Consider the following 25,325-nt stretch of genomic DNA (forward strand, 5'->3'; position numbering starts at 1 on the left):
TATAGGGACTTGAAACGACCCGTCAACGACTTTTTCAAACTTTCTTACTCGGCCACCAAGGAGACGCGAGCGAAGGCTTTCTTGCCGGCCTGGACAACATGAACAGCGCCAATCTTGAAGACGAAGCTGCGATCCACGACCTCACCGTCTACGCGCACACCGCTAGACGACAGCAGATCGCGAGCAACTGCGGAGTTCTTCACCAGGCCCGCCTTATTAAGGACAGCGCCGATCGGCAGGTCTTCCGCCGCAGCAACTTCCACTTCCGGCAGGTCTGCCGGCAGTTCGCCATCCTTCAGGCGGTTACCCGCGGACTTGTGCGCCGAAGCGGCCGCCTCCTCGCCATGAAAGCGAGCCACGATCTCTTCGGCCAGCTTGATCTTGATGTCACGCGGATTGGCACCCGAGTCGACGTCTTTCTTGAAGTCCTCGATCTCTTCCATAGAACGGAAGCTCAGCAGCTCGAAGTAACGCCACATCAGGGTATCCGGGATGGAAACCAGCTTGCTGTACATGACGCCCGGCGCTTCCTGGATGCCAATGTAGTTGCCCAGGGACTTGGACATCTTCTTCACGCCGTCCAGGCCTTCCAGCAGCGGCATGGTCAGGATGCACTGCGGCTCCTGATCGTAGGCACGCTGCAGTTCCCGCCCCATCAGCAGGTTGAACTTCTGGTCAGTGCCACCCAACTCGACATCGGCGCGCAGCGCGACGGAGTCGTAGCCCTGAACCAGCGGATAAAGGAACTCGTGGATAGCGATGGACTGATTGCTGGCATAGCGTTTGCTGAAATCATCGCGTTCCAGCATGCGAGCAACGGTGTACTGGGAAGCCAGGCGGATGAAATCAGCGGGGGAAAGCTGGTCCATCCAGGTGGAATTGAAGGCTACCTCGGTCTTTGCGGGGTCGAGAATCTTGAAGACCTGAGCCTTGTAGGTCTCGGCGTTCTCGAGAACCTGCTCGCGAGTGAGGGGTGGACGGGTAACACTTTTCCCACTGGGGTCACCGATCATCCCAGTGAAGTCACCGATCAGGAAGATCACCTGATGCCCCAGCTCCTGGAACTGGCGCAGCTTATTAATAAGAACAGTGTGACCGAGGTGCAGATCGGGGGCGGTCGGGTCGAATCCAGCCTTGATACGCAGGGGCTGGCCGCGCTTGAGCTTTTCGATCAGCTCGGCTTCCACGAGAATTTCGTCTGCTCCGCGCTGGATCAGCGCCAGCTGCTCTTCGACCGACTTCATTGCAGGTTCCTGTACGTTGCGAATTACGAAAGGGAACCAACGATACAAGAACAGGCACTAAAAACAAGTTTTGCCCGGCGCCAGAGGACAGTACGCCAGATCTCCGTCAGCAGGGTTGCCTCTGAAGGAATTTGGTTATATTTTAGGCAGTTATTTCACATTCCCAAAACACCACTCACGCCATGACGCAATCCAATCAGAAAGCGCCGTACTACCCGAAGAGCCATCTGCTGGCCGCAAGCGGTGTAGCAGCGCTCCTCAGCCTGGCTCTGCTGGTGTTCCCCTCGGCCGAGGTCGAGGCGAAGAAGACCACGCTCAATCTGGAGCTGGACAGCGGTACCGACCGCATCACTCAGGAAAAAGACGATCTTCGACCCAATCCGGTCACGGAAGACGACGATTCTTCTCCTTTTGTACAGATAGAAGGCTCGTCCGATAACCAGAACAGCGCCGGAAAAGACGCGGACAAAAAGAACGATCTCGCCGACTCGAACCAGCAACCCTCCCCCTCCGCTCCCGCAGAACCTGCGTGGAAAAGCGTGACCGTGGGCAAGGGCGACACTCTTTCCAACGTGTTCGCGAAGGCCGGCCTGCCGGCGAACGCCGTGCACGACGTGCTTGCCGCCAACAAGAGCGCCAAGCAGTTCACCCGCCTGGATGTCGGCCAGGAGGTGGACTTCCTCATTGACGCCAAGGGCGACCTGCAGGGCCTGAAGATCAAGCGCAACGACCTGGAGACCATCAGCCTGAGCAAATCCGCCAGGGGCTATGACTTCAAGCGCGACGTGGTCAAACCCTCGGTGCACGCCAACTACGCCCACGGCCGCATCGACAGCTCGTTGTTCGTTGCCGGCCGGAATGCCGGACTGTCGCACGACCTGATCATGTCGATGGCCAGCATCCTGGGCTACGACATTGACTTCGCCCAGGATATTCGCGAAGGCGATTCGTTCGACGTGATCTACGAGTCCCAGCAAGTGCAGGGCAAGCAGGTCGGTACCGGAAGCATCCTCGCCGTACGCTTCGTCAACCGTGGCAAGCCATACACCGCGGTGCGCTACACCAACAAACAGGGCAACACCAGCTACCTGCGCGCCGACGGCACCAGCATGCGCAAGGCGTTCATCCGTACGCCGGTGGACTTCGCCCGCATCAGCTCGCGCTTCTCGATCGGGCGTTTCCACCCCGTCCTGAACAAGATTCGCGCACACAAAGGCGTCGACTACGCAGCGCCGACCGGCACGCCGATCAAGGCGACCGGCGACGGCAAGATCCTCGAGGCCGGCCGCAAGGGCGGTTATGGCAACGCCGTGGTGATCCAGCACGGTCAGCGCTATCGCACCGTGTACGGCCACATGAGTCGTTTCGCCAAGGGCATCCGTTCGGGTGTGGCGGTGAAGCAGGGCCAGATCATCGGTTACGTCGGCATGACCGGCCTCGCCACCGGCCCGCACCTGCATTACGAGTTCCAGGTCAACGGCAAGCACGTCGACCCGCTGAGCGCCAAGCTGCCGACGGCCGATCCGCTGAGCGGCCAGGAGCGCAAGCGTTTCCTGGCTCAGGCCCAACCGCTGATCGCGCGCATGGACCAGGAGAAGGCGACTTTCCTGGCCCTGAACAAGCGCTGAGCCATGCCGCTCTATCTAGGGGTGATGTCCGGCACCAGTCTCGACGGGCTGGACATCGCCTTGGTCAAGCAAGGCGAGCAGACCACCCTGCTCGCCTCCCACTACCTTCCCATGCCTGCGGCCCTTCGTGCCGACCTCCTGGCGCTCTGCTCCTCCGGCCCCGATGAAATCGCCCGCTCTGCCCTGGCGGAGAATCACTGGGTACGCCTGGCCGCGCAGGGAATTCATGAGCTCCTTTCCCGCGAAGGCCTCAACGCCAGCGCCATTCGCGCCATTGGCAGCCACGGGCAGACAATCCGCCATGAGCCGCAACTGGGCTTCACGGTACAGATCGGCAACCCTGCCCTGCTCGCCGAGCTCACCGGTGTCGACGTAGTCGCCGACTTTCGCCGCCGAGACGTGGCTGCCGGCGGCCAGGGTGCCCCCCTGGTTCCGGCATTCCACCAGGCCCTGTTTGGCCGGGACAGCCGCGAGTGCGCGATCCTCAATATCGGCGGATTCAGCAACGTCTCACTGTTAACGCCCGGCAAGCCGGTTCGCGGCTTCGACTGCGGGCCTGGCAACGTGTTGCTGGACGCCTGGATCCAGGAGCAACGCGGCGAACCCTATGACCGTGACGGCGCCTGGGCGGGCAGTGGCTCGATCGATTCGATGCTGCTGCAGAAGATGCTCGCGGACGACTTCTTCGCCGCCCGTGGACCGAAGAGTACCGGGCGCGAACGCTTCAATCTGGACTGGCTGAACACGATCCTGGCCCATCACGGCGCCGTGAAGGTCGAGGATGTGCAGGCAACCCTGCTGGAACTCACCGCCCACAGCATCGCCGAGTCCCTGCTGGACGCCCAGCCCAACTGCCAGGAAGTGGTGGTCTGCGGCGGCGGCGCCTTCAACGCCACGCTGATGCAGAGTCTTGCCGCGCACCTGCCTGGCGCCAGCGTCATCAGCAGCATCGATCGCGGGGTACCGCCGGAGTGGATGGAGGCGATGGCCTTCGCCTGGCTGGCCCATCGCTTCCTCGAACGCCTGCCGGGCAACTGCGCGGAAGTCACCGCGGCGCGAGGTCCACGCATCCTCGGCGCGCTCTATCCCGCCTGAATCGGCCGCACAAACGAAAACGCCGCGCAATTGCGCGGCGTTTTCGTGATTACGGCATCAGATCGAGAAGGACTGGCCGCAGCCGCAGGTGGTCGCTGCGTTCGGGTTCTTGATGACGAACCGCGAACCTTCGAGGCCTTCCTGGTAGTCCACTTCCGCACCGGCGAGGTACTGGAAGCTCATCGGGTCGACCACGAGGCTGACACCATCGCGCTCGACGATGGTGTCGTCGTCCGCGGTGTCCTCATCGAAGGTGAACCCGTACTGGAAGCCTGAGCAGCCACCGCCCGTGACGAACACCCGCAGCTTCAGTCGCGGATTACCTTCTTCGTCGATCAGGTTCTTCACCTTGGTCGCAGCGCCGTGGGAAAACACCAGCGGGGTGGGGGTGAAGGTTTCGATGGTCATGGTGACAACTCTCCCGGCCGAAGCCGTACGTTACAACATTGCGGGCTATTATCCGCTTACCCCAGAAAAACGGTCAACTAATCCGACTCATCCTTTGGTGCAGATCAATCGAGCGCTCCTTGGGGCGATCGTTCCTTACGGCAACAGCGCGACGTTGGACAGGCCCAGGTGCTCGTCCAGGCCGAACAGGATGTTCATGTTCTGGATCGCCTGGCCGGACGCGCCCTTCACCAGGTTGTCGATCACCGACAGGATCACCACCAGGTCGCCGCCCTGGGGACGGTGTACCGCGATGCGGCAGACGTTGGCGCCGCGCACGCTGCGGGTTTCCGGATGACTGCCGGCCGGCATCACGTCGACGAAAGGCTCGTTGGCGTAGCGCTCTTCATACAGTTTCTGCAGGTCGACGCCACGATCAGCGACGCGTGCGTACAGGGTCGCGTGGATGCCACGGATCATCGGAGTCAGGTGCGGCACGAAGGTCAGACCGACGTCGCCCTTGGCCGCGCGGCGCAGACCCTGGCTGATTTCCGGCAGGTGACGGTGGCCCTTGACCGAGTAGGCCATCATGCTTTCACCGGCTTCGCAGAACAGCGAGCCGACTTTGGCGCCACGACCGGCGCCGCTGACGCCGGACTTGCAGTCGGCGATCAGTTGGCTGGTGTCGGCCAGGCCGTTCTCCAGCAACGGGATGAAGCCGAGCTGGGTAGCGGTCGGGTAGCAACCGGGCACAGCGATCAGACGTGCGGACTTGATCGCCTCGCGGTTCACTTCCGGCAGGCCGTAGACGGCCTCGGGCAGCAGCTCAGGCGCACCGTGGGGCTGGCCGTACCACTTGGCCCATTCTTCTGCGTCCTGCAGGCGGAAGTCGGCGGACAGGTCGATCACCCGGGTGCCGGTGGCCAGCAGTTCGCCAGCCAGTGCATGCGCCACGCCGTGGGGGGTGGCGAAGAACACCACATCGCACTCGCCCAGACGCTTCACGTCCGGCACGCTGAAGGCCAGGCCGTCATAGTGGCCTCGCAGGTTCGGGTACATGTCGGCGACTTTCACGCCCTCCTCGGAACGCGAGGTAATCACCTCGACGCGCGCCTGGGGATGCTGTGCCAGCAGGCGCAGCAGTTCCACGCCCGTATAACCCGTACCGCCTACGATACCGACCTTGATCATCTGCCTGTCACTCCACCTATGGGGCCAAATTCAGGGGCACCCATGATATGAGCCACTGTCCCCGCTGAACAGAGCGAATCCGCCTAGGTTTGGGACCCTTTGGTCGGCGACAGGGTTTCCTGCATCTGACGGGCCAGCGCGTGGTAGATGGGCAGCGGGTTGATGCGCGCGGAGATGCCGCTGGCCAGCAGGGTGGCGGCGAGGATCGGGATCAGCATGTCCGGGCTGTGGGACATCTCCACGGTGATCACCGTGGCGGTCAGCGGCGTGCGCGTCACCCCGGCAAGGTAGGCGGACATCCCCAGCAACCCCACCGCTGGGAGGCTCGCGCCGGGAATCAACGGCGCCAGCCAGGGCGCCAGGCTGGCGCCGACGGTGAGCGACGGGGAGAACAGGCCGCCGGGAATTCCGGCGATATAGGAAACCACGTTGGCGATGAACTTCCACAGCAGGAAGTCATGCTCCACCACCGGCTGGCCTTCGAGGATCGAGCGAGTCTCCGCATAGCCGGTGCCGAACACATGATGCCCCGAAAGCAGACCCAGCAGCGCCAGCAGCAGGCCACAGGCGGCGGCGAAACGAATCGGCCAGCGCCCGCGCCAGCGGCTGATGAAGCTCAGCGGGCCGCGCCGGGCCGGCAGGACCAACCGGCAGTAAATGCCGCCCAGCAATCCGCCGAGCAGCCCGCAGGCCCCCACCGCGATCCAGGCCGGCCCCAGTGGCATGCTTTCGGAGAGCCGGCCGAAGTAGCTGTAGCTGCCCATCAGCCCGAGCGTCACCATGCCGCCCAGCAACACGGCGGTAAGCACCAGCCCACTGAAGCGCTGCTCGAAGGTGCGGCTCATTTCCTCGATGGCGAACACCACGCCGCCCAGGGGCGTATTGAAGGCCGCGGCGATGCCCGCTGCGCCACCGGCGATGATCAGGCCCGAGATCGTGTGCTTGTCGTACAGCCCGAGACGACGGCCGAAGGAATACATCAGCGCGGCGCCGATGTGCACGGTCGGCCCCTCACGGCCCGCCGACGCCCCGACCAGCAGTGCCAGCAAGGTCACGAACAGCTTGCCCAGCGCAATCGGCAGCGACAGCAACTCATTGCGGATGCGGCTGCTGCGTTGCCCCAGAGCGACTATCACCTGGGGAATGCCACTACCCCGGGTGTTCTTCAGCGCACCCTGGGTCACCCACGCCAGCCCCGCGAAACCGAGCGGGCAGATCAGCCAGGGCAACCATTGGTTCTGCGCGACCACCCAGCGAAAGGTCGCGCTGGCCAGGTCCGCCAGATGCGCGAAGGCCAGCGCCACCAGCCCGACCAGCAGGGCCCCGGCCCAGAACGCCAGACTTCGCCGCCACTGACGCACCTGCGGGTGTCGAGCCAACGAACGGCGGGGTGCGACGTGGGGTGAAGCATCGGCTGCGGGTGCGGCGGGGCTCTCGGGCGGCGTCGGTTCGGACATGAGCTGCGGGCCTGGCATCTTCCGGATGCCATGCGGCATGCGCGACAACGCGCCACGCACGGGATAAGGCACTGACACCCCCAGTGTAATAGACGCAGGGATGACGCCATTGCAGCGCGCCACTACTATCGGCTCATCGCTGATTCGAGGAAGTCCCGATGCTGTACCTGTGGCTCAAAGCCTTTCACATCATTGCCGTGATCTGCTGGTTCGCTGGCCTCTTCTATCTGCCGCGCCTGTTCGTCTACCACGCCATGAGCGAGGACGCCGCCAGCCGCGAGCGCTTCTGCGTGATGGAGCGCAAGCTCTACCGCGGCATCATGGGCCCCTCGATGATCCTCACCATCGTCCTCGGCGCCTGGATGCTCTACCTCAATCCCGCCTGGCTCAGCCAGGGCTGGATGCACACCAAACTCACCCTGGTCGTGCTGCTGATCGGCTACCACCATGCCTGCGGGGCCATGCTCAAACGCTTCGCCCGCGGCGAAAACGCCCGCAGCCATGTGTTCTACCGTTGGTTCAACGAAGTGCCGGTGCTGTTCCTGATCGCCATCGTGATCCTGGTGGTCGTCAAACCTTTCTGACCCGACAAGGAGACTGTCATGTCCCTGCCCACCCTGCTCGACCGCCGCCTGCGCGTTCCCCTGGTAGCGGCGCCGATGTTCCTGGTGTCCACCCCACAACTGGTGCTGGCCTGCTGCAAGGGCGGCATCGTCGGCAGCTTCCCGGCGCTGAACCAGCGCGAAAGCAGCGGCTTCAAGGCCTGGCTGGAAGAAATCGAGGCCGGGCTGGCCGCCGACCCCAAGGCCGCGCCCTATGCGGTGAACCTCATCGTCCACCACAGCAACCCGCGCCTGCAGGCGGACCTGGCGCTCTGCGTGGAGCATCGCGTGCCCATCGTCATCACCAGCCTGGGCGCCGTGCGCGAAGTGGTGGATGCGGTGCACAGCTATGGCGGACTGGTGTTCCATGACGTCACCACCCGCCGCCATGCCGAGAAAGCCGCGGAGGCCGGCGTCGACGGCCTGATCGCGGTCGCCGCCGGCGCCGGTGGCCATGCCGGTACCTGGAGCCCCTTCGCGCTGGTCGCGGAGATCCGCCAGTTCTTCGACAAGACCCTGTTGCTGGCGGGCTGCATCAACCACGGCCATGAGATTCTCGCCGCGCAGATCCTCGGCGCCGACCTCGCCTACCTCGGCACCCGTTTCATCGCCACCCGCGAAAGCAACGCGTCCACCGACTACAAGAGGATGCTCCTCGAAGCCCGCGCCGCCGACATCATCCATACCCCTGCGGTGTCCGGCGTGCCGGCCAGCTTCATGCGCCAGAGCCTGGAGTCCGCCGGCTTCGACATGAAGCGCCTGACCGACAAGGCCGACGTCAACTATGGCGAGAAGCTCAAGCCGGTCAGCGACGAGGCCAAGGCCTGGAAGACCGTCTGGTCGGCCGGCCAGGGCGTCGGCAATATTCACGACTTGCCGTCGGTGGAGGAACTGATCGGGCGACTCGACAACGAGTACCGCCAGGCCCTGGCCCGCAGCACGACGCTGCCCGGCCAACTGCTGGTCTGACCAGCGCCACCGCTCACCGATATGTGCCTCGGGGCCGCTTGTTGGCCCCAAACGGCGCGATTACGCTGTATCGATATCACCACAGCCCACTGACAAGGATGCCCCGATGGACCAAGCCCGCTTCAAGATCGTGTTCGACGGCACGCTGATGCCGCAGACCCCGATGGAGACCGCCAAGGAGAATCTCGCCCGCCTGTTCAAGAGCGACACGTCGAAGATCGACGCGCTGTTCAGCGGCAAGCCCGTGGTGCTCAAGCGCGACCTCTCCGACGACGAAGCCGACAAGTACCTCCGCGCCCTGCACGGCGCGGGCGCCAACGCTCGCAAGGAAGCCGACGGCAAGGTGGGGCTGAGTCTGGTCGAGACCGACGATCATCCCAGCGAAGCGACACTCGCCAGCCGCGCCGCCGCCAAAGCGGCCGACGGCGACCAGATGACCTGCCCCAAATGCGGGCATGTGCAGCCCAGGTCCGGCGAGTGCAGCGCATGCGGCATCATCATCGAGAAGTACCTTGCCCGGCAGGCAGAATTGGCGGCCACCGGCGCAGCCCCCACCGCAAGCGCTCCCGGCAACGTCGCCTCGGCGACGGCCAACTCCCCCTACGCACCGCCCCAGGCCAACGTGAGCGATGAGCTGCCGGAGTACGGCGAACTGAACATCCGCAGCCTGTCCGGCCGGATCGGCCGCGTCCGCTACCTCGGCTGGTCCGCCGCGCTGTCCTTGATCTGCTTCGCGGCCTACCTGGTCGCCAGCCTGCTGCTGGCCGTCTCGCTGCCCCTCGGAGTCGTCGCCCTCGCCGTGGTGGTCATCGCCGCCGCGGTCTTCAGCGTGCCCATCGGTGTACAGCGACTGCATGACCTCGGCTGGTCCGGCTGGCTCTGGCTGGCCTTGCTGGTGCCATTCGTCAACGCGGTACTGAGCCTGGTGATGCTGTTCATGCCCGGCGAGCAGACCGCCAACCGCTACGGCCCGCCGCCGCCGCCCAACAGCACCAGCGTCAAGGTCCTGGCCTTCACCTGGCTGCTATTCCCGGTCGTTGCCGGTATTCTCGCCGCCATCGCTCTGCCCGCTTATCAGCAGTACGTCGAGCGCGCCCAGGCCACCCAGTACCAATCGGCCGAGCCGGACGCCGCCACGGCAGAACCGTCGGACGAGTTCAACAGTGGCGACACCGAAGGCGCCGACTCCGACGACGAAAGCAGCACCGAACAGTAATGCAACAACCCGTGGCGGGCGTGGTCGAACGCCACCCTCGCCACAGAGACCTCTGAATGCCTCGTTTTGCCCTCATCACCGGCGCCTCCAGCGGTATCGGCCTGGCGCTGGCCGAAGCCCTCGCCCGGCGCGGCCAGGCACTCATCCTGGTGGCCCGCCAGCGCGATGCGCTGGAGACCGCTGCCTGCGAATTGTCGCAACGCTTCGGGGTGGAGGTACTGTTCCGCGCCTGCGACCTGTCCGAACCGCTACAGATCTCGGGCCTGCTGCACGAGCTGGAGCAGAGCGGGAGACAGATCGAGCTGCTGGTGAACAACGCCGGCATCGGCTCCTCCGGTGCCTTCGTCGACCAGGACTGGTCCCGCGAGCAGGAACTGCTGGAACTCAATGTCCTGGCCCTGGCACGGCTCTGCCACGGCATCGGCGCCATGATAGAGCGCAGCGGTGGCGGGCAGATTCTCAATGTCGCCTCGGTGGTCGGCCTGCTGCCCGGTCCGTGGATGAGCAGCTACTACGCCAGCAAGGCGTTCGTGCTGCACTTCTCCGAGGGACTGCGCGAGGAACTGCGCGGCCGCGGCATCAAGGTTTCCGTGCTGTGCCCCGGCCCGACCCGTACCGCCTTCTTCCGCAATGCGAACCTGCGGACCGCTCGCTTCGACGGCAGCAAGCTGATGATGTCGCCCGAGGAAGTCGCCTTCCGCACCGTCAGGGCCCTGCGTCGGGCGCCGGCGATCATCATTCCAGGCTGGCGCAACCGCCTGATGGCGTTGGCCGTGCGCCTGCTGCCGCGCTGGGCCGTGCGCAAGCTGGCCGGCCGCCTCAACCGCATGGCGCTGGCCGGCTGAACCGCACTCAGTCGGCGCGCACCGTACGGCCATCGGCCCACGCCCGCAGCTCGGCCAATTCCTCGGCCATCACCACCGACAGCGGCGCCGTTCGGCGGATCTCTTCCAGCAGCAACGGCTGATCCACCGACTTCTGCCGCGCCTGCGCCGCGTAGAAGGCGCCGACCACCGCCTGTTCGATCTCCGCACCGGAAAACCCGTCGGCGGCATCGGCCAATATGTCCAGCTCGAACTGCGCCACGTCCAGCTCGCGGCGGCTCAGGTGGATGCGGAAGATATCCATGCGCACGTCGCGCTCCGGCAGATCGACGAAGAACAACTCATCGAAGCGCCCCTTGCGCACCAGCTCCGGCGGCAGGCGATCGATGGCGTTGGCCGTGGCCACCATGAACACCAGTGCCTTGCGCTCAGCCATCCAGGTCAACAGGGTGGCCAGCACGCGCTGGCTGACGCCGTTGTCCTGGTCGCCGGTGGCCACGCCTTTCTCGATCTCGTCCACCCAGAGCACGCAGGGCGCCATGCTGTCGGCCAGGCGCAACGCCTCGCGCAGGTTGCGTTCGGTCTCGCCGAAGTATTTGTTGTACAGGCTGCCGAAGTCCAGGCGCAGCAGCGGCAGCCCCCAGAGCCCGGCCACCGCCCTGGCCGCCAGGCTCTTGCCGCCACCCTGCACGCCGACCAGCAGCACACCCTTGGGCAGGTCCTTGTCCTTGCTCTCGGTGAAGGCGCTCTGCCGTTCGCCGAGCCAGCGCTTGAGGTTCGCCAGCCCGCCGACCTCGGCGAAGCGCGCGGTGTCATGCTCGAAGCCGAGCACGCCATCGAGATTGAGCAGCTCGAACTTGGTGCGATTGAGTTCCGGCAGGTCTTCCTGGGTGATCGCCCCGTCGTTGCAGATCACGCCCCGCGCCAGCAAGCGGGCCTCGCCATGAGTCAGCCCCCGCAGGTTCTTCACCACCTGCCGCAGGGTCCGGTTGTCCGTGCGCACCCGCGCCCCGCTGTGGCGTTCGCTCCAGCGCGCGGCTTCCTCGCGGACAATGCCGAGCAGCTCGTCTTCGGAGGGCAGCGACAGCGCGAAGCGCGCGGCGAAGCGCTGGACTTCCGCAGGCAGCTTCAGGGCATGGGACACCAGCATCAGCGTGGGCTTGAACGTCCCCTCGGCCATCGCCACTTCCTTGAGCAGGCGAACCGCGCGGGGATTGTCCTCGAGGTAGGGATGCAGGTCGCAGAGTACGTAGAGGGTCGGCTGCGGGTCAGCCTTGATCAGCCGCAGCGCGGTTTCCGCCTCGCGGCTGTCGCCCTCGCCGTCCGGCTCACCGCCGAAGCCCAGGCGCCGCAAACCCTCGGTCGCCGACCAGAGTCGCAGGTCGAGTCCGCGGCGCACTGCCAGGCCGGTCAGGGTTTCCAGTACCCGGGGTTCGTCCCAGGACTCGATCACGATCAGTTTGACCCTGGAATCGAGCACCAGGCCCAGGTCATGGATATCGTTCTGCACGCTGGCTCCTTGCGAATGCCGCCACGAATCTGGGCGGTACGGGTCACGGCCGCTAAACTGCTGTTCCACCCACCTGATCGGAGGAACGTCCGTGGACTGTTTGTTCTGCAAGATCGTCGCCGGGGACATTCCCGCGCGCAAGCTCTATGAAGATGACCAGGTAATCGCCTTCCACGACATCGGCCCGCAGGCGCCAGTGCACTTCCTGGTAATCCCGAAGAGGCACATCTCGACCCTCAACGACCTGCAGGAAGCGGACAAGCCGCTGGCCGGCCACATCCTCTTCACCGCCCAGCGCCTGGCGAAGGAGCAGGGGTGCGACGAAGGCTTCCGCGTGGTGATGAACTGCAACGACCTGGGCGGGCAGACCGTGCACCACATCCATATGCACGTGCTTGGCCAGCGCCAGATGCACTGGCCTCCGGGTTGACGAACGGGCGCCGAAGCTCTTTGCGCGCACCACGGCAAGACCTGTCATCCGCCATCCGGTAAACTGCCGGTCGAATGTTTTTTCCGACAGGTGCGCCATGTCCGCCGACCGTCACTACTCCCCCGCCGACCGTTTCCTGCTGCAGGCCGATGCCGCCTTGCGCACCCTGCTGCCCTTCAGCGGTCATCCGGGCCGCCCCTCGCCCGCCGTCGTCCAGCCGGACGCCGAGCTCAGCGAAACCGATGCCCGCCATGTCGCCGGACTGATGCGTATCAACCATACCGGTGAAGTCTGCGCCCAGGCGCTTTACCAGGGGCAGGCGCTGACCGCGAAGCTGCCGCAGGTACGCAAGGCGATGGAAGAAGCCGCCGACGAGGAAGTCGACCACCTGGCCTGGTGCGAGCAGCGTATCCGCGAACTGGGCAGCCGGCCGAGCGTGCTGAATCCGCTGTTCTATGGCCTGTCGTTCGGTGTCGGCGCCGCCGCCGGGCTGATCAGCGACCGCATCAGCCTCGGCTTCGTCGCCGCCACCGAAGACCAGGTATGCAAGCACCTCGACGAACACCTGGCCGAGATTCCCGTCGGGGACCAGAAGTCCCGCGCCATCCTCGAACAGATGCGCGTCGACGAAGAACAGCACGCCACCAGCGCCATCGAAGCCGGCGGCCTGCGCTTCCCGGCGCCGGTGAAGTTCGGCATGACCCTGCTGTCGAAGGTGATGACCAAGTCCACCTATCGGATTTGAGCGGTTTCAGGCGATCAGCATGGCGCCGGCACCTTCGCGCTTGCCTGCGGCCGATAGTTTGCCGCCTACAGCCGCTCCAGAAAAAAAAGCCGCCCATCGAAGGCGGCTTTCTTGTTCTGGAGCGAAACTTAACGCGGCATGTTGCGCGCGTAGAAGATTTCCAGCATCTCGTGGCGCACGCGCTCTTCCACCTGCTTGCGCTGCTCGGACGACAGGTCGCGGGTCGCGTCGCCGAACAGGTAGTTGTCCAGGTCGAACTCCTTGAGCAGCATCTTGGTGTGGAACAGGTTCTCCTGGTACACGTTCACGTCGGTCATCTGATAGGCCTCGTACGTGTCGTCGGAGAGGTAGTTCTGGATCGAGTTGATCTCGTGGTCGATGAAGTGCTTCTTGCCTTCCACGTCACGGGTGAAGCCGCGCACGCGGTAATCCACGGTGACGATATCCGAGTCGAACTGGTGGATCAGGTAGTTGAGCGCCTTCAGCGGCGAGATGACGCCACAGGTGGAGACGTCGATGTCCACACGGAAGGTCGCGATGCCTTCCACCGGATGGATCTCCGGATAGGTGTGCACGGTGATATGGCTCTTGTCGAGGTGCGCCAGGATGGTTTCCGGCAGCGGCCCGGGGGATTCCTCGATCTGGCTGTCGGTCGGGGTGACCGGCTGCTCGGAGATCAGGATGGTCACGCTGGCGCCTTGCGGATCGTAATCCTGACGGGCGATGTTCAGGATGTTTGCGCCAATGATGTCGACAACATCGGTGAGGATCTGCGTGAGACGTTCGGCGTCGTACTCTTCGTCGATGTACTGCACGTAAGCCTGCTGGTCTTCAGGCGTCTCGGCATAGCAGATGTCATAGATGTTGAAGCTCAAGGTCTTCGTCAGGTTATTGAACCCGTGGAGCTTGAGTTTGCTTTTCACCGTGGGAACTCTCATCAAATGCGGCTCTGCCGCGTGGTTGAGCATGCCCGTCAGATGCGTACGGCGGCACCTGCGTAGGACGGTTCACACCTCTTCGCGATGGCGATTGTGGTTGCTTGGTTTCGGGTGGGGACCCGGAAAAAAGGTGGCGCATTATGCAGAGGTCAGGCGACCTCTGCCACAGTTTGCGCACTCTTGATGATGAAAGGATGAAGCAGGCTGTCAGCCCAGTTCCACGATCTCGTAGTCGTGGGTGATCTCGACGCCGGCACGGCCGAGCATGATCGAGGCGGAGCAGTACTTCTCGGCCGACAGCTCGACCGCGCGCTTGACCTGCGCTTCCTTCAGGCCACGGCCCTTGACCACGAAATGCACGTGGATCTTGGTGAACACCTTAGGGTCCTCATCCGCGCGCTCGGCTTCGAGGAAGGCTTCACAGCTTTCCACCGGCTGCCGACCCTTCTTCAGGATGCTCACCACGTCGAAGTTGGTGCAGCCGCCCAGGCCGAGCAGGAGCATCTCCATCGGACGGACGCCCAGGTTGCGGCCACCGGCATCCGGCGGACCGTCCATCACCACCACGTGGCCGCTGCCGGACTCGCCGAGGAACATCGCTTCGCCAGCCCACTGGATTCGCGCTTTCATTGAGAAGAACTCCGCCAAAAAAAGGGGCGTCAGCTTATCACAGGCCCTCCAGGCGCCCAGCGAGGCCGCTGGCTGTTAGCTGTGTCGCATTTCGGCGAGGATCACCGGCATTTATTGCTTAAGCTGACGCCATTTTACTGGCACACTCTTGGAAATTGTCCTGACGAATGTTCCGGTTTTCCAATTATCGGTAACACATCGTCTGTTAAGCTCTTGCCGATTTACGTACGGGCAAGTTGCGTCAAGTGGGCAATTTTGCCGCCCTGCGGATCGAGGGGGATCGAGCCAGGGATGCACGGCACCACGCATGCTGAATAAAAAATCATTAGACGCCTGTTGTGCAAAGGCCACTTTTTTTTACTTTCCGGGACTCGGGCATGGTAGCTATTACCCTTACACCCAAAATCAAGAACCTCGACAAGTTGCTCGCGCACTGTCACCGCCGCCGCTTCACCGCCAAGAGCACCATCATCTACGCTGGCGACCGCTGCGAGAGCCTGTTCTTCATCATCAAGGGCTCGGTGACTGTACTGATCGAAGACGACGATGGCCGCGAGATGATCATCGGCTATCTCAACACTGGCGACTTCTTCGGGGAGATGGGGCTCTTCGAGAAGGAAGGCAGCACCAGCCAGGAGCGTAGCGCCTGGGTGCGTGCCAAGACCGAGTGCGAAGTTGCAGAGATCAGCTACACCAAGTTCCGCGAACTGAGCCAGCAGGACCCGGAGATACTCTTCACTCTCGGCAGCCAGATGGCCGATCGCCTGCGCAAGACCACCCGCAAGGTCGGCGACCTGGCCTTCCTCGACGTCACCGGCCGTGTCGCGCGCACCCTGCTGGACCTGTGCCAGCAGCCGGACGCCATGACCCACCCGGACGGCATGCAGATCAAGATCACCCGCCAGGAAATCGGCCGCATCGTCGGCTGCTCCCGCGAAATGGTCGGCCGCGTGCTCAAGAGCCTGGAAGAACAGGGCCTGGTCCACGTGAAAGGCAAGACTATGGTGGTTTTCGGCACCCGCTGACGATCAGCCACAGACAGAAAAGCCGGCAATCGCCGGCTTTTCTGTCTGTGGCTTCCGGGTAGGAGCGAGCTGGTTCGCGACCCCTGGCGACTCCCCGATTCGTCCGGCGTGTCCCTGGTCAGTTTTTTCGCGAGCAGGCTCGCTCCTGCGGATTCAGTCCGGATCGGCGCCGAGCTTGACCTTGCTGCGCTCGGGGAAGAACAGGCGCTTGAGCTCGGTACCCGGCTCCTCGGCGCGCATGAACGCCTCGCCCACCAGGAAGCCGAACACGTCGCTGACTTCCATCAGCTCGACATCGGCGCGGTTGAGGATGCCACTCTCGGTGATCACCATGCGGTCGCGCGGGATTTCCGGCAGCAGGTCGAGGGTCGTTTCCAGGCTCACCTCGAAGGTGTGCAGGTTGCGGTTGTTGATACCCAGCAGCGGAGTGTCGAGGGTCTTCAGCGCACGCTCCAGCTCATCGCCATCGTGCACCTCCACCAGGACATCCAGGCCGACGTCCTTGGCCACCGACGCCAGTTCGGCCATCCGTGCATCATCCAGCGCCGAGACGATCAGCAGGATGCAGTCGGCGCCGATGGCGCGGGCCTCCACCACCTGATACGGATCGATCATGAAATCCTTGCGGATCACCGGCAGCTTGCAGGCCGCACGGGCCTCCTTGAGGTAGGCATCGCTGCCGAGGAAGAAGTCCACGTCGGTCAGCACGGACAGGCAGGTGGCACCGCCCTCCTCGTAGCTACGGGCGATGTCGGCGGGATCGAAGTTCTCGCGCAGCACGCCCTTGCTCGGCGAAGCCTTCTTCACCTCGGCGATCACACCCGGCTCGCGGCGCTTGGCGCGCTCCAGCAGGGCAGCGGCAAAACCGCGCGGTGCGTCCGCCGTACGCGCCAGTTGCTCCAGCTCGGCGATGCTCACACGGGCACGGCGTTCGGCGACTTCTTCGACCTTTCGGGCCAGGATCTTCTGCAGAACCGTCGGCACACTCACTGTGCGTTCTCCTCTCGGTAAACGGCGGTAAAGGCCGCCAGTTCTTCCATCTTCTCTCGCGCCAACCCCGTGTGCAGGGCGTCATGGGCAAGTTGCATGCCTTCGTGCAGGCTGGTGGCCAGGTCCGCGGCGTAGAGCGCGGCGCCGGCGTTGAGCACGATCAGTTCGGCAGCCTTCTGCCCGGCCTCGGTCTTGCGACGCCCCAGGGCATCGCGGATCAACTCCAACGACTCCTGCGGGCTGTCCACGGTCAGGCCGATCAGACTCTGGCTCTTGATGCCGAAGTCCTCGGGCTGCACTTCATATTCCGTGACCACGCCGTCCTTCAACTCGGCGATGTGGGTGGCCGCGGCGAGGCTGAACTCATCCAGGCCATCGCGCGAGTGCACCACCAGAATGTGCTCGCTGCCCAGGCGCTTGAGCACCTCGGCCAGCGGGCGGCACAGCGCCTGGCTGAACACGCCGACCACCTGGTGCTTCACGCCCGCCGGGTTGGTCAGCGGGCCGAGCATATTGAAGAGAGTACGCAGACCCAGCTCGCGACGCGGGCCGGCAGCGTGCTTCATGGCCTTGTGGTGGACCTGGGCGAACATGAAGCCGACGCCGACAGTCTCGATGCAACGCTTCACCTGCACCGGCTTGAGGTCCAGGTAGATGCCGGCGGCTTCCAGCAGGTCGGCGCTGCCGCTCTTGCCGGAGACCGCGCGGTTACCGTGTTTGGCGACCTTGCCGCCAGCCGCGGCGACCACGAAGGCCGCCGCCGAGGACACGTTGAAGATGTTGGCGCCATCGCCACCGGTGCCGACCACATCGACCACGTGTTTCAAACTGTCCAGCTCGACCTGGTCGGCCAGCTCGCGCATCACCGCCACGGCGCCGACGATCTCGTCGATGGTCTCGCTCTTCATGCGCATGCCCATGAGGAAGGCGCCGATCTGCGCGTCGGTGCACTGCCCGGTCATGATCTCGCGCATGACGTCCTGCATTTCCTCGGTGGTCAGGTCCAGTTGGTTGACCACCCGGTTGAGGGCTTCCCTGATGTTCATGCGCGCACCCCGCCGGTCTGCTTGAGGAAGTTGGCCAGCATCTCGTGGCCTTGTTCGGAAAGGATCGACTCGGGGTGGAACTGCACGCCCTCGACGTTCAGCGTCTTGTGGCGCAGGCCCATGATCTCGTCGACCGAACCGTCCTCCAACGCCGTCCAGGCGGTGATTTCCAGGCAGTCGGGCAGCGTCTCGCGCTTCACCACCAGGGAGTGGTAACGGGTCTGGGTCAGCGGGTTGTTCAGGCCGGCGAACACGCCCTGGTCCTTGTGGAACACCGGGCTGACCTTGCCGTGCATGACCTGGCGCGCGCGCACCACGTCGCCGCCGAAGGCCTGGCCGATGGACTGGTGGCCGAGGCAGACACCGAGCAGCGGCAGCTTGCCGGAGAAGTGTTCGATCACCGCCAGCGACACGCCCGCCTCGTTCGGCGTGCACGGGCCGGGAGACAGGACGATGCGTTCGGGATTGAGCGCGGCGATCTCGCCGACGCTCAGTTCGTCATTGCGAATGACGTGGATGTCGGCCTTCAACTCGGCGAAGTACTGCACCAGGTTGTAGGTAAAGGAATCGTAGTTATCGATCATCAGCAGCATGGCGGTACTCCTCAACCCTGCATCTTGGCGGTGTGTTCGGCCAGGGCCACGGCACGGAACATGGCGCGGCGCTTGTTGATGGTCTCTTCCCATTCCAGCGCCGGAACCGAGTCGGCGACGATGCCGCCGCCGGCCTGGACGTGGAGTTCGCCGTTCTTGATCACCGCGGTGCGGATCGCGATGGCGGTGTCCATGTTGCCGTTCCATGCCAGGTAACCGACTGCACCGCCGTAGACGCCACGCTTGACCGGCTCCAGCTCGTCGATGATTTCCATCGCGCGGATCTTCGGCGCGCCGGACAGGGTGCCGGCCGGCAGGATCGCGCGCAGGGCGTCCATCGCGCTCATGCCGGCCTTGAGCTGGCCGTTCACGTTGGAAACGATGTGCATGACGTTGGAGTAACGCTCGATCACCATCTTCTCGGTGACCTTCACGCTGCCAGTCTCGGAGACGCGGCCGACGTCGTTGCGTCCGAGGTCGATCAGCATCAGGTGCTCGGCGAGCTCCTTGGCGTCGGACAGCAGGTCCTCTTCCAGGGCCACGTCGGCTTCCTCGGTGGCACCGCGCGGGCGGGTGCCGGCAATCGGGCGCACGGTGACCAGGCCGTCCTCGACGCGCACCAGCACTTCCGGCGAACTGCCGACGACGTGGAAATCGCCGAAGTTGAAGAAGTACATGTAGGGCGTCGGGTTGAAGCAGCGCAGTGCGCGGTACAGGTCGATCGGCGCTGCGCTGAAGTCGATGGACATGCGCTGCGACGGCACGACCTGCATGCAGTCGCCGGCCAGGATGTATTCCTTGATGGTGCCGACGGCGCGCTCGTAGTCCTCGCGGGTGAAACTGGCGCGGAACTGCGGTTCCGGGGCGTTCACGGCGCTGAAGTCCAGGCCGCGGCGCGGGGTGATCGGCTGGCGCAGGCGCTCCAGCAGTTCTTCCAGCTGCGCCAGGCCCTGGTCGTAGGCGTCGGCCTGGGCCGGGTCGGCGAGGACGATCGCGTGCATCTTGCCGGCGAGGTTGTCGAACACCACCACCGCGTCGGAGACCATCAGCAGGATGTCGGGGTTGTTCAGCGGATCGGGGTTCGGGCACTGCGCCAGGCGCTGCTCGACGTAGCGCACGCAGTCATAGCCGAAGTAACCAACGAGGCCGCCGTTGAAGCGCGGCAGGCCGGCGATGGTCGGCACGCGGTAGCGCTCCTTGAACTCCTCGACGAAGGCCAGCGGGTCGGCGCATTCGAAGCTTTCGGTCTCGACGCCGTCGACCTTGATGCTCGCCTGGTGACCGTAGACGCGCAGCACGGTGCGGCTGGGCAGGCCGATAATCGAGTAGCGGCCCCACTTCTCGCCGCCCTGCACGGATTCGAGCAAGTAGGTGTTGGGGCCGTCGGCCAGCTTCAGGTAGATCGACAGCGGGGTGTCGAAGTCGGCAAGGGTTTCGCAGGTCAGCGGAATGCGGTTGTAGCCTTCGGCGGCCAGGCGCTGGAATTCTTCGCGGGTCATGATCAGCCTCGTGGAATAAGAGCCTGTTTAGGATCTCGCGAGCTAGAGCGGAACAAGGCGAAATCGCTTGAGAGAGCGGAGTTTACACGCAGTAAATAGGCATCTCGAAAGCGACTTCAACGCAGTGCCGCCGACGCGCAGCAGATAGTAAACGGGCTCTGAGGGAAAAACGGACTTGGGTGCACACACGCCGGGCGTACCGGCCAAAGGATGTCAGGCGCGCCAGCGCCAGCGGGCCAGGGCCTTGATGACTTTCATCCAGAGTGTGTGGGGAGCCGTTTCCACGGTGCTGTCTCGCTGAGCGGGGTTTGTAACGGTGTCGGGCAACACTATCGCTTTGCCCGAGTCGAAGCAAGGCAGCAGATGGCGCAGGTCGTCGAGCACCAGCGTCGGGGTTTCCTCGGCGATGGGGCGGCCGTGGTTGTAGCCGTAGCTCAGGCCCACGCTGCGCACGCCGGCGGCCTTGGCGGCGAGGATGTCGTTGCGCGAGTCGCCGACGAACAGGGCCTGTTCCGCCGACACGCCGGCCATCTTCATCACGAACAGCAATGCGGCCGGGTCGGGCTTCTGCTGCGGCAGGGTGTCGCCGCCGATGATCCAGCGGAAGAACTTGCCCAGCTTCATCTCGTCCAGCAGCGGGCCGACGAAGCGCTCGGGCTTGTTGGTGATCAGCGCCAGTTCCACGCCGCGCTTCTTCAGCCACTTCAGCGTTTCGATCACGCCGGGGTAGACCACGGTCAGCGCGTGGCTGTCGGCGTAGGCATCCATGAACAGTTCCAGGGCGCGCTCGGTGTCTTCCTCGCTGACGTCATCGTGCTCGATGTCGTTGGCCAGCGCGCGGCGCACCAGCACCCGCGCACCGTTGCCGACCCAGTGGCGCACGGCCTCCAGGCCGGCCGGCGGGCGCCCGAGCGCCAGCAGCATCTTGTCCACCGCGGCGGCGAGATCCGGGACCGAATCCACCAGGGTGCCGTCCAGGTCGAACATCACCAGACGCGGCAGCCCGGCGAACGGCAGTTGTGCAGCGCTCATCACTTGCGCGCCTGCGCCAGCTCGGCGTGCATGGCGCGGATGACCTCGGCGTAGTCCGGTGCATTGAAGATGGCGGAGCCGGCGACAAAGGTGTCGGCGCCCGCTTCGGCGATCTCGCGGATGTTCTTGACGTTCACCCCACCGTCGATCTCCAGGCGGATGTCGCGGCCGGAGGCGTCGATCAGCGCGCGGGCTTCGCGCAGCTTGTCGAGGGTGCCGGGGATGAACTTCTGCCCGCCGAAGCCGGGGTTCACGCTCATCAGGAGGACCATGTCGATCTTGTCCATCACGTACTTCAGCGCGTCCAGCGAGGTGGCCGGGTTGAACACCAGGCCGGCCTTGCAGCCGCCGTCCTTGATCAGTTGCAGGGAGCGGTCGATGTGCTGCGAGGCTTCCGGGTGGAAGGTGATGTAGGTGGCGCCGGCCTCGATGAAGTCGCCGATGATGCGGTCCACCGGGGAAACCATCAGGTGCACGTCGATCGGCGCGGTGACGCCGTACTTGCGCAGGGCCGTGCAGACCATCGGGCCGATGGTCAGGTTCGGCACGTAGTGGTTGTCCATCACGTCGAAGTGGACGATGTCGGCACCGGCGGCGAGCACCTTGTCCACATCCTCGCCCAGGCGGGCGAAGTCGGCGGAAAGGATCGACGGAGCGATGGCGTAGGGTTGCATGGCGCACCTCTGTGGGCGGGAATCACGGATGGCGCGCATTGTAGCCGCTCGGACGGCTCGAAGGGGATCGGGCCGATAGTCGAGGCCCAAGGGATGCGGGAGCAGGCGGGAAAACGGGCAAAAAAAATCGCGGATCGATCCCGCCTCCGTGGGTGAGCACGGCGACGGAACCGTCCGCGAAACACTGTGGATCAGGCAGTCGGTGCGGTACGCATCTTCTCGCTGCGGCCACGCAGCCACTCGAGGGTCAGCAGGAGCAGGATGGAGAAACCGATCAGCAGGGTCGCCGCGGCGGCGATGGTCGGGCTGAGGTTCTCGCGGATGCCGCTGAACATCTGCCGCGGCAGGGTGGCCTGCTCGGGGCCGGCGAGGAACAGGGTCACCACCACTTCGTCGAAGGAGGTGGCGAAGGCGAACAGTGCACCGGAGATCACGCCGGGGGCGATCAGCGGCAGGGTGACCTTGAAGAAGGTCAGCACCGGCGGCGCACCGAGACTGGCGGCGGCGCGCACCAGGTTGTAGTTGAAGCCCTGCAGGGTCGCCGACACGGTGATGATGACGAAGGGCACACCGAGCACCGCGTGGACGATGATCAGCGAGATGTAGCTGTTGCCCAGTCCCAGCGGCGCGAAGAACAGGTAGCTGGCCACGCCGATGATCACCACCGGGACGACCATCGGCGAGATCACCAGGCTCATGACCAGCGCCTTGCCGCGGAACTCGCCGCGGGTCAGGCCGATCGACGCCAGGGTGCCGAAGACCATCGCCAGCACGGTGGCCGCCGGGGCGACGATGATGCTGTTGGTCAGCGCACGCATCCACTCGGCGGAGTTGAAGAAGTCGGCGTACCAGCGCAGGGAGAAGCCCTGCAGCGGATAGACCAGGAAGGTGCCGGAGTTGAACGACAGCGGCACGATGACCAGCACCGGCAGCACCAGGAACAGCAGGACCAGGCCGCAGAGGATGCGCAGGGTGTAGAACCACACGCGCTCGACCGGGGACATGTAGGGACTCAGCATCTTCTTGTTCTCCTCAAAGCCTGTTCAATACCTGCCTGCACTTGCTCATGCGGCGTTGAGAACAGGCTCAAATGCTCATTTACCGCGCGTAAACTGCGCTTTTTCGCCTGTTCTCGCCTTGCCTGAGCTACATTCGGCGAGGTCTTGAACACGCTTTATCAGCCCAGGCGCAGGCGGCTCGCGCCTACCAGCCAGCCGTAGATCACGTAGAGCACCAGGGTGGCGAACAGCAGCAGGCCGCCCAGGGCCGTGGCCATGCCCCAGTTGATGGTGGTGTTGGTGTAGAAGGCGACGAAGTAGCTGACCATCTGGTCGTTCGGGCTACCCAGCAGCGCCGGGGTGATGTAGTAGCCGATCGACAGGATGAACACCAGCAGGCAACCGGCGCCGACACCGGCCACAGTCTGCGGGAAGTAGACCTTCCAGAAGCTGGCGAACGGGTGGCAGCCCAGGGAGATGGCGGCCCGCATGTAGCTCGGCGAGATGCCCTTCATCACGCTGTAGATCGGCAGGATCATGAACGGCAGCATGATGTGCACCATCGAGATGTACACCCCGGTGCGGTTGAACACCAGCTGCAGCGGCTGGTCGATCAGACCCATCTTCAGCAGCGCGCCGTTGATCAGGCCGCCTGACTGCAGCAGTACGATCCAGGCGGCGACGCGCACCAGGATCGAGGTCCAGAACGGCAGCAGTACCAGGATCATCAGCAGGTTGGACTTGCGGGTCGGCAGGTTGGCCAGCAGGTACGCCAGCGGGTAGGCCAGCGCCAGGCAGATCAGGGTGATCACCGCGCCCATCCAGAAGGTGCGGGCGAAGATGTCCAGGTAGATCGACTGGTCGGGCGTGGCGCGGGCGATTTCGCCCAGGTCGTCGATGCGGTGATCGAGCGCCGCCAGCAGGTAATAGGGAGTGACGGAGCTGGCGTTGCGGCGGATCGCCTGCCAGTAGGCCGGGTCGCCCCAGCGCTCGTCGAGGCCTTCCATCGCGTCCTTGTACGACGCCGGCTGCTCCTTGAACGGCAGCGCGCGGGCGGTCTTGGACAGCAGGCTGCGGTAGCCGGCCAGTTCCATGTTCAGGCGCTTGGAGAGGTCACCAAGGGTCTGGTTCTTGCGCGCGGCGACCAGGTCGTCGCTCAGCGCCTTGTACACCTCGTCCGCAGGCAGCGACTTGCCGTCCCATGCGGAAATGGCGTTGACGGTCAACGGCAGCGCGCCGACGACCTCGGGGTTGTTCACGCTCTTGTAGAGCAATGCCGCGATGGGCACGAGGAAGGTCAGCAGGAGGAAGACCAGCAGGGGCAGGACCAGCGCCTGGGACTTCAAACGGTTCATCCGCTCCGCACGCGCCAGGCGCTGCTTGAGGGTGGGGCCGGCGACCTCGTTCATCGACACAGCGGTGGCCATAGCGAACTCCGGTAAAACGGGCCGCCCGGAAGCGGCCAAGGTGTGGTGTCAGGAGGAGCCGCCGCGAGGGGAGCGGCGGCTCCGGTCCGCCACGGTCCGGGCGACCGTGGCGGCAAGGGCTTGCTTACTTCGCAGCCCAGGCGTTGAAGCGCTGCTCCAGCTGCTCGCCGTAGTCAGCCCAGAAGGTCACGTCCATGCCTACCTGGTTCTCCATGTTCTCCGGAGTGGTCGGCATGTCCTTCAGCAGATCCTTGCTCAGCAGCGCTACGGCGTTCTTGTTGACCGGGCCGTAGGCGATGTTCTCGGAGTAGGTCTTCTGCTGTTCCGGCTGGACCGAATAGGCGATGAACTTCAGGCTCTCGTCGACCTTCTTGGCGCCCTTCGGGATGGCCCAGGCGTCGAAGTCGTAGATGCCGCCGTTCCAGACGATCTTCAGGTTGCTCTCTTTCTGCACGGCGGCGATGCGGCCGTTGTAGGCGGAGCTCATGACCACGTCGCCGGAAGCGAGGTACTGCGGCGGCTGGGCGCCGGCTTCCCACCACTGGATGCTCGGCTTGATCTGGTCGAGTTTCTTGAAGGCGCGGTCCTGGCCTTCCTTGGTCGCCAGCACCTTGTAGACGTCCTTGGGCGCAACGCCGTCGGCCATCAGGGCGAATTCCAGGGTGTACTTGGCGCCCTTGCGCAGGCCACGCTTGCCCGGGAATTTCTGGGTGTCCCAGAAATCGGCCCAACTGGTCGGAGCGCTCTTGAGCTTGTCGGCGTTGTAGGCCAGCACGGTGGACCACACGAAGAAGCCCACGCCGCAGCTGGTCACGGCGCCCGGCACGTAGTCTTCGGCCTTGCCGAGGATGGCCGGATCGATCTCTTCGAACAGGCCTTCGTCACAGCCACGGGCCAGTTCCGGCGACTCGACTTCCACCAGGTCCCAGGAGACGCTGTTGGTGTCGACCATCGCCTTCACCTTGGCCATCTCGCCGTTGTACTCGCCGGCGACGATCTTGTTGCCGGTGCTCTTTTCATAGGGCGTGTAGAACGCTTTCACCTGGGCGTTCTTGTTGGCGCCGCCGAAGGACACCACGGTCAGGTCGGTGGCCGCCATCGACTGGGCCGCGCAGGCCAGACCGACGCTCAGCGCCGCGAGTTTGAGCCCCGCTGCTTTCAAGGACTTCGACATT

25 protein-coding genes are annotated in these 25,325 nt (G+C 64.4%); 9 read left to right on the forward strand and 16 right to left on the reverse strand.

What is annotated here, in order from left to right:
- Positions 1 to 44: 44 nt before the first annotated feature.
- Positions 45 to 1,244: a tyrosine--tRNA ligase gene (tyrS, locus tag ACYCAX_RS01845; RefSeq protein WP_015475304.1), complete on the reverse strand. Its 1,200-nt coding sequence runs from the start codon at positions 1,242 to 1,244 to the stop codon at positions 45 to 47.
- Positions 1,245 to 1,426: 182 nt separating this feature from the next.
- Between tyrS and ACYCAX_RS01850 the strand changes: the two genes are divergently transcribed.
- Positions 1,427 to 2,872 carry a peptidoglycan DD-metalloendopeptidase family protein gene (locus ACYCAX_RS01850; protein WP_294978983.1) on the forward strand — a complete coding sequence of 482 codons (1,446 nt, stop codon included), beginning with the start codon at positions 1,427 to 1,429 and terminating at the stop codon, positions 2,870 to 2,872.
- Positions 2,873 to 2,875: 3 nt separating this feature from the next.
- Complete coding sequence (locus tag ACYCAX_RS01855; protein WP_460247317.1) at positions 2,876 to 3,967, forward strand: anhydro-N-acetylmuramic acid kinase; 1,092 nt, start codon at positions 2,876 to 2,878, stop codon at positions 3,965 to 3,967.
- Positions 3,968 to 4,024: 57 nt separating this feature from the next.
- On the opposite strand, the gene erpA is transcribed toward ACYCAX_RS01855, so the two are convergent.
- The 3 genes from erpA to ACYCAX_RS01870 all read right to left on the reverse strand — a co-directional run bounded on the left by erpA (position 4,025) and on the right by ACYCAX_RS01870 (position 6,906).
- Positions 4,025 to 4,375 (reverse strand): iron-sulfur cluster insertion protein ErpA, encoded by a 351-nt coding sequence (erpA, locus tag ACYCAX_RS01860; RefSeq protein ID WP_015475300.1) that lies wholly within the window; start codon positions 4,373 to 4,375, stop codon positions 4,025 to 4,027.
- A gap of 135 nt (positions 4,376 to 4,510) precedes the next feature.
- A complete protein-coding gene (gene argC, locus ACYCAX_RS01865; RefSeq protein WP_460247318.1) occupies positions 4,511 to 5,545 on the reverse strand; it encodes an N-acetyl-gamma-glutamyl-phosphate reductase in 1,035 nt (344 codons plus the stop codon).
- Between the two features lie 83 nt (positions 5,546 to 5,628).
- A complete protein-coding gene (locus ACYCAX_RS01870; RefSeq protein WP_460247319.1) occupies positions 5,629 to 6,906 on the reverse strand; it encodes a chloride channel protein in 1,278 nt (425 codons plus the stop codon).
- A gap of 257 nt (positions 6,907 to 7,163) precedes the next feature.
- Between ACYCAX_RS01870 and hemJ the strand changes: the two genes are divergently transcribed.
- The 4 genes from hemJ (at position 7,164) to ACYCAX_RS01890 (ending at position 10,634) form a co-directional block, all read left to right on the forward strand.
- On the forward strand, positions 7,164 to 7,586 hold the full coding sequence (gene hemJ, locus ACYCAX_RS01875) for a protoporphyrinogen oxidase HemJ (RefSeq protein WP_177324593.1): 423 nt from the start codon (positions 7,164 to 7,166) through the stop codon (positions 7,584 to 7,586).
- A gap of 18 nt (positions 7,587 to 7,604) precedes the next feature.
- A complete protein-coding gene (locus tag ACYCAX_RS01880) occupies positions 7,605 to 8,573 on the forward strand; it encodes an NAD(P)H-dependent flavin oxidoreductase (RefSeq protein WP_294978992.1) in 969 nt (322 codons plus the stop codon).
- Between the two features lie 106 nt (positions 8,574 to 8,679).
- Positions 8,680 to 9,789, forward strand: coding sequence for a DUF805 domain-containing protein (locus tag ACYCAX_RS01885; RefSeq protein ID WP_460247320.1), 1,110 nt, complete (start codon positions 8,680 to 8,682; stop codon positions 9,787 to 9,789).
- Between the two features lie 56 nt (positions 9,790 to 9,845).
- Positions 9,846 to 10,634 (forward strand): SDR family NAD(P)-dependent oxidoreductase, encoded by a 789-nt coding sequence (locus ACYCAX_RS01890; protein ID WP_460247321.1) that lies wholly within the window; start codon positions 9,846 to 9,848, stop codon positions 10,632 to 10,634.
- Positions 10,635 to 10,641: 7 nt separating this feature from the next.
- Here ACYCAX_RS01890 and ACYCAX_RS01895 read toward each other — a convergent pair whose 3' ends face one another.
- Positions 10,642 to 12,123 (reverse strand): AAA family ATPase, encoded by a 1,482-nt coding sequence (locus tag ACYCAX_RS01895; protein WP_015475293.1) that lies wholly within the window; start codon positions 12,121 to 12,123, stop codon positions 10,642 to 10,644.
- A 91-nt stretch (positions 12,124 to 12,214) separates the two neighbouring features.
- Here ACYCAX_RS01895 and ACYCAX_RS01900 point away from each other — a divergent pair, with 91 nt between their 5' ends.
- Positions 12,215 to 12,553 (forward strand): histidine triad nucleotide-binding protein, encoded by a 339-nt coding sequence (locus ACYCAX_RS01900; RefSeq protein WP_460247322.1) that lies wholly within the window; start codon positions 12,215 to 12,217, stop codon positions 12,551 to 12,553.
- A 97-nt stretch (positions 12,554 to 12,650) separates the two neighbouring features.
- Entirely contained in the window at positions 12,651 to 13,298 is a 648-nt protein-coding gene (gene coq7 / locus ACYCAX_RS01905; RefSeq protein WP_015475291.1) for a 2-polyprenyl-3-methyl-6-methoxy-1,4-benzoquinone monooxygenase, read from the forward strand.
- Positions 13,299 to 13,426: 128 nt separating this feature from the next.
- On the opposite strand, the gene speD is transcribed toward coq7, so the two are convergent.
- Both speD and ACYCAX_RS01915 read right to left on the reverse strand, forming a co-directional pair.
- Positions 13,427 to 14,221: an adenosylmethionine decarboxylase gene (gene speD, locus ACYCAX_RS01910; RefSeq protein ID WP_015475290.1), complete on the reverse strand. Its 795-nt coding sequence runs from the start codon at positions 14,219 to 14,221 to the stop codon at positions 13,427 to 13,429.
- A gap of 222 nt (positions 14,222 to 14,443) precedes the next feature.
- Positions 14,444 to 14,866 carry an OsmC family protein gene (locus tag ACYCAX_RS01915; RefSeq protein ID WP_015475289.1) on the reverse strand — a complete coding sequence of 141 codons (423 nt, stop codon included), beginning with the start codon at positions 14,864 to 14,866 and terminating at the stop codon, positions 14,444 to 14,446.
- A 377-nt stretch (positions 14,867 to 15,243) separates the two neighbouring features.
- Here ACYCAX_RS01915 and crp point away from each other — a divergent pair, with 377 nt between their 5' ends.
- Positions 15,244 to 15,891 (forward strand): cAMP-activated global transcriptional regulator CRP, encoded by a 648-nt coding sequence (gene crp, locus ACYCAX_RS01920; RefSeq protein WP_015475288.1) that lies wholly within the window; start codon positions 15,244 to 15,246, stop codon positions 15,889 to 15,891.
- 153 nt (positions 15,892 to 16,044) lie between these two features.
- Here the strand turns inward: crp and trpC are convergent, their stop codons facing one another.
- The 9 genes from trpC to ACYCAX_RS01965 all read right to left on the reverse strand — a co-directional run bounded on the left by trpC (position 16,045) and on the right by ACYCAX_RS01965 (position 25,324).
- Positions 16,045 to 16,881, reverse strand: a complete 837-nt coding sequence (trpC, locus tag ACYCAX_RS01925; RefSeq protein ID WP_015475287.1) for an indole-3-glycerol phosphate synthase TrpC — start codon at positions 16,879 to 16,881, stop codon at positions 16,045 to 16,047.
- The gene (gene trpD / locus ACYCAX_RS01930) at positions 16,878 to 17,927 is read right to left on the reverse strand and encodes an anthranilate phosphoribosyltransferase (protein ID WP_460247323.1); all 1,050 of its coding nucleotides are present in this window, start codon (positions 17,925 to 17,927) and stop codon (positions 16,878 to 16,880) included. The genes trpC and trpD overlap by 4 nt, the downstream gene beginning before the upstream one ends.
- A complete protein-coding gene (locus ACYCAX_RS01935) occupies positions 17,924 to 18,520 on the reverse strand; it encodes an aminodeoxychorismate/anthranilate synthase component II (RefSeq protein ID WP_460247324.1) in 597 nt (198 codons plus the stop codon). Before ACYCAX_RS01935 ends, trpD begins: the two co-directional genes overlap by 4 nt.
- An 11-nt stretch (positions 18,521 to 18,531) precedes the next feature.
- Entirely contained in the window at positions 18,532 to 20,019 is a 1,488-nt protein-coding gene (gene trpE / locus ACYCAX_RS01940) for an anthranilate synthase component I (RefSeq protein ID WP_460247325.1), read from the reverse strand.
- 213 nt (positions 20,020 to 20,232) lie between these two features.
- Positions 20,233 to 21,051, reverse strand: coding sequence for a phosphoglycolate phosphatase (locus ACYCAX_RS01945; protein WP_294975647.1), 819 nt, complete (start codon positions 21,049 to 21,051; stop codon positions 20,233 to 20,235).
- A complete protein-coding gene (gene rpe / locus ACYCAX_RS01950; protein ID WP_015475282.1) occupies positions 21,051 to 21,725 on the reverse strand; it encodes a ribulose-phosphate 3-epimerase in 675 nt (224 codons plus the stop codon). Before rpe ends, ACYCAX_RS01945 begins: the two co-directional genes overlap by 1 nt.
- Before the next feature lie 191 nt (positions 21,726 to 21,916).
- Positions 21,917 to 22,744: an ABC transporter permease gene (locus ACYCAX_RS01955; RefSeq protein WP_015475281.1), complete on the reverse strand. Its 828-nt coding sequence runs from the start codon at positions 22,742 to 22,744 to the stop codon at positions 21,917 to 21,919.
- 158 nt (positions 22,745 to 22,902) lie between these two features.
- Positions 22,903 to 24,150, reverse strand: coding sequence for an ABC transporter permease (locus ACYCAX_RS01960; RefSeq protein WP_015475280.1), 1,248 nt, complete (start codon positions 24,148 to 24,150; stop codon positions 22,903 to 22,905).
- Between the two features lie 124 nt (positions 24,151 to 24,274).
- Positions 24,275 to 25,324 (reverse strand): ABC transporter substrate-binding protein, encoded by a 1,050-nt coding sequence (locus ACYCAX_RS01965; protein ID WP_015475279.1) that lies wholly within the window; start codon positions 25,322 to 25,324, stop codon positions 24,275 to 24,277.
- Position 25,325: the final 1 nt, after the last annotated feature.

It is taken from the genome of Pseudomonas sp. MT3, assembly GCF_054720805.1.

What these genes read in the sequence shown, in the direction of transcription:
- ACYCAX_RS01885 (WP_460247320.1), top strand. Translation starts at nt 8,680, where the DNA reads ATGGACCAAGCCCGCTTCAAGATCGTGTTCGACGGCACGCTGATGCCG.
- rpe (WP_015475282.1), bottom strand. Translation starts at nt 21,725, where the DNA reads ATGCAACCCTACGCCATCGCTCCGTCGATCCTTTCCGCCGACTTCGCC.
- ACYCAX_RS01850 (WP_294978983.1), top strand. Translation starts at nt 1,427, where the DNA reads ATGACGCAATCCAATCAGAAAGCGCCGTACTACCCGAAGAGCCATCTG.
- tyrS (WP_015475304.1), bottom strand. Translation starts at nt 1,244, where the DNA reads ATGAAGTCGGTCGAAGAGCAGCTGGCGCTGATCCAGCGCGGAGCAGAC.
- trpE (WP_460247325.1), bottom strand. Translation starts at nt 20,019, where the DNA reads ATGACCCGCGAAGAATTCCAGCGCCTGGCCGCCGAAGGCTACAACCGC.
- ACYCAX_RS01890 (WP_460247321.1), top strand. Translation starts at nt 9,846, where the DNA reads ATGCCTCGTTTTGCCCTCATCACCGGCGCCTCCAGCGGTATCGGCCTG.
- coq7 (WP_015475291.1), top strand. Translation starts at nt 12,651, where the DNA reads ATGTCCGCCGACCGTCACTACTCCCCCGCCGACCGTTTCCTGCTGCAG.
- ACYCAX_RS01880 (WP_294978992.1), top strand. Translation starts at nt 7,605, where the DNA reads ATGTCCCTGCCCACCCTGCTCGACCGCCGCCTGCGCGTTCCCCTGGTA.
- ACYCAX_RS01945 (WP_294975647.1), bottom strand. Translation starts at nt 21,051, where the DNA reads ATGAGCGCTGCACAACTGCCGTTCGCCGGGCTGCCGCGTCTGGTGATG.
- erpA (WP_015475300.1), bottom strand. Translation starts at nt 4,375, where the DNA reads ATGACCATCGAAACCTTCACCCCCACCCCGCTGGTGTTTTCCCACGGC.
- ACYCAX_RS01915 (WP_015475289.1), bottom strand. Translation starts at nt 14,866, where the DNA reads ATGAAAGCGCGAATCCAGTGGGCTGGCGAAGCGATGTTCCTCGGCGAG.
- argC (WP_460247318.1), bottom strand. Translation starts at nt 5,545, where the DNA reads ATGATCAAGGTCGGTATCGTAGGCGGTACGGGTTATACGGGCGTGGAA.
- crp (WP_015475288.1), top strand. Translation starts at nt 15,244, where the DNA reads ATGGTAGCTATTACCCTTACACCCAAAATCAAGAACCTCGACAAGTTG.
- ACYCAX_RS01855 (WP_460247317.1), top strand. Translation starts at nt 2,876, where the DNA reads ATGCCGCTCTATCTAGGGGTGATGTCCGGCACCAGTCTCGACGGGCTG.
- ACYCAX_RS01965 (WP_015475279.1), bottom strand. Translation starts at nt 25,324, where the DNA reads ATGTCGAAGTCCTTGAAAGCAGCGGGGCTCAAACTCGCGGCGCTGAGC.
- ACYCAX_RS01955 (WP_015475281.1), bottom strand. Translation starts at nt 22,744, where the DNA reads ATGCTGAGTCCCTACATGTCCCCGGTCGAGCGCGTGTGGTTCTACACC.
- ACYCAX_RS01935 (WP_460247324.1), bottom strand. Translation starts at nt 18,520, where the DNA reads ATGCTGCTGATGATCGATAACTACGATTCCTTTACCTACAACCTGGTG.
- ACYCAX_RS01960 (WP_015475280.1), bottom strand. Translation starts at nt 24,150, where the DNA reads ATGGCCACCGCTGTGTCGATGAACGAGGTCGCCGGCCCCACCCTCAAG.
- trpD (WP_460247323.1), bottom strand. Translation starts at nt 17,927, where the DNA reads ATGAACATCAGGGAAGCCCTCAACCGGGTGGTCAACCAACTGGACCTG.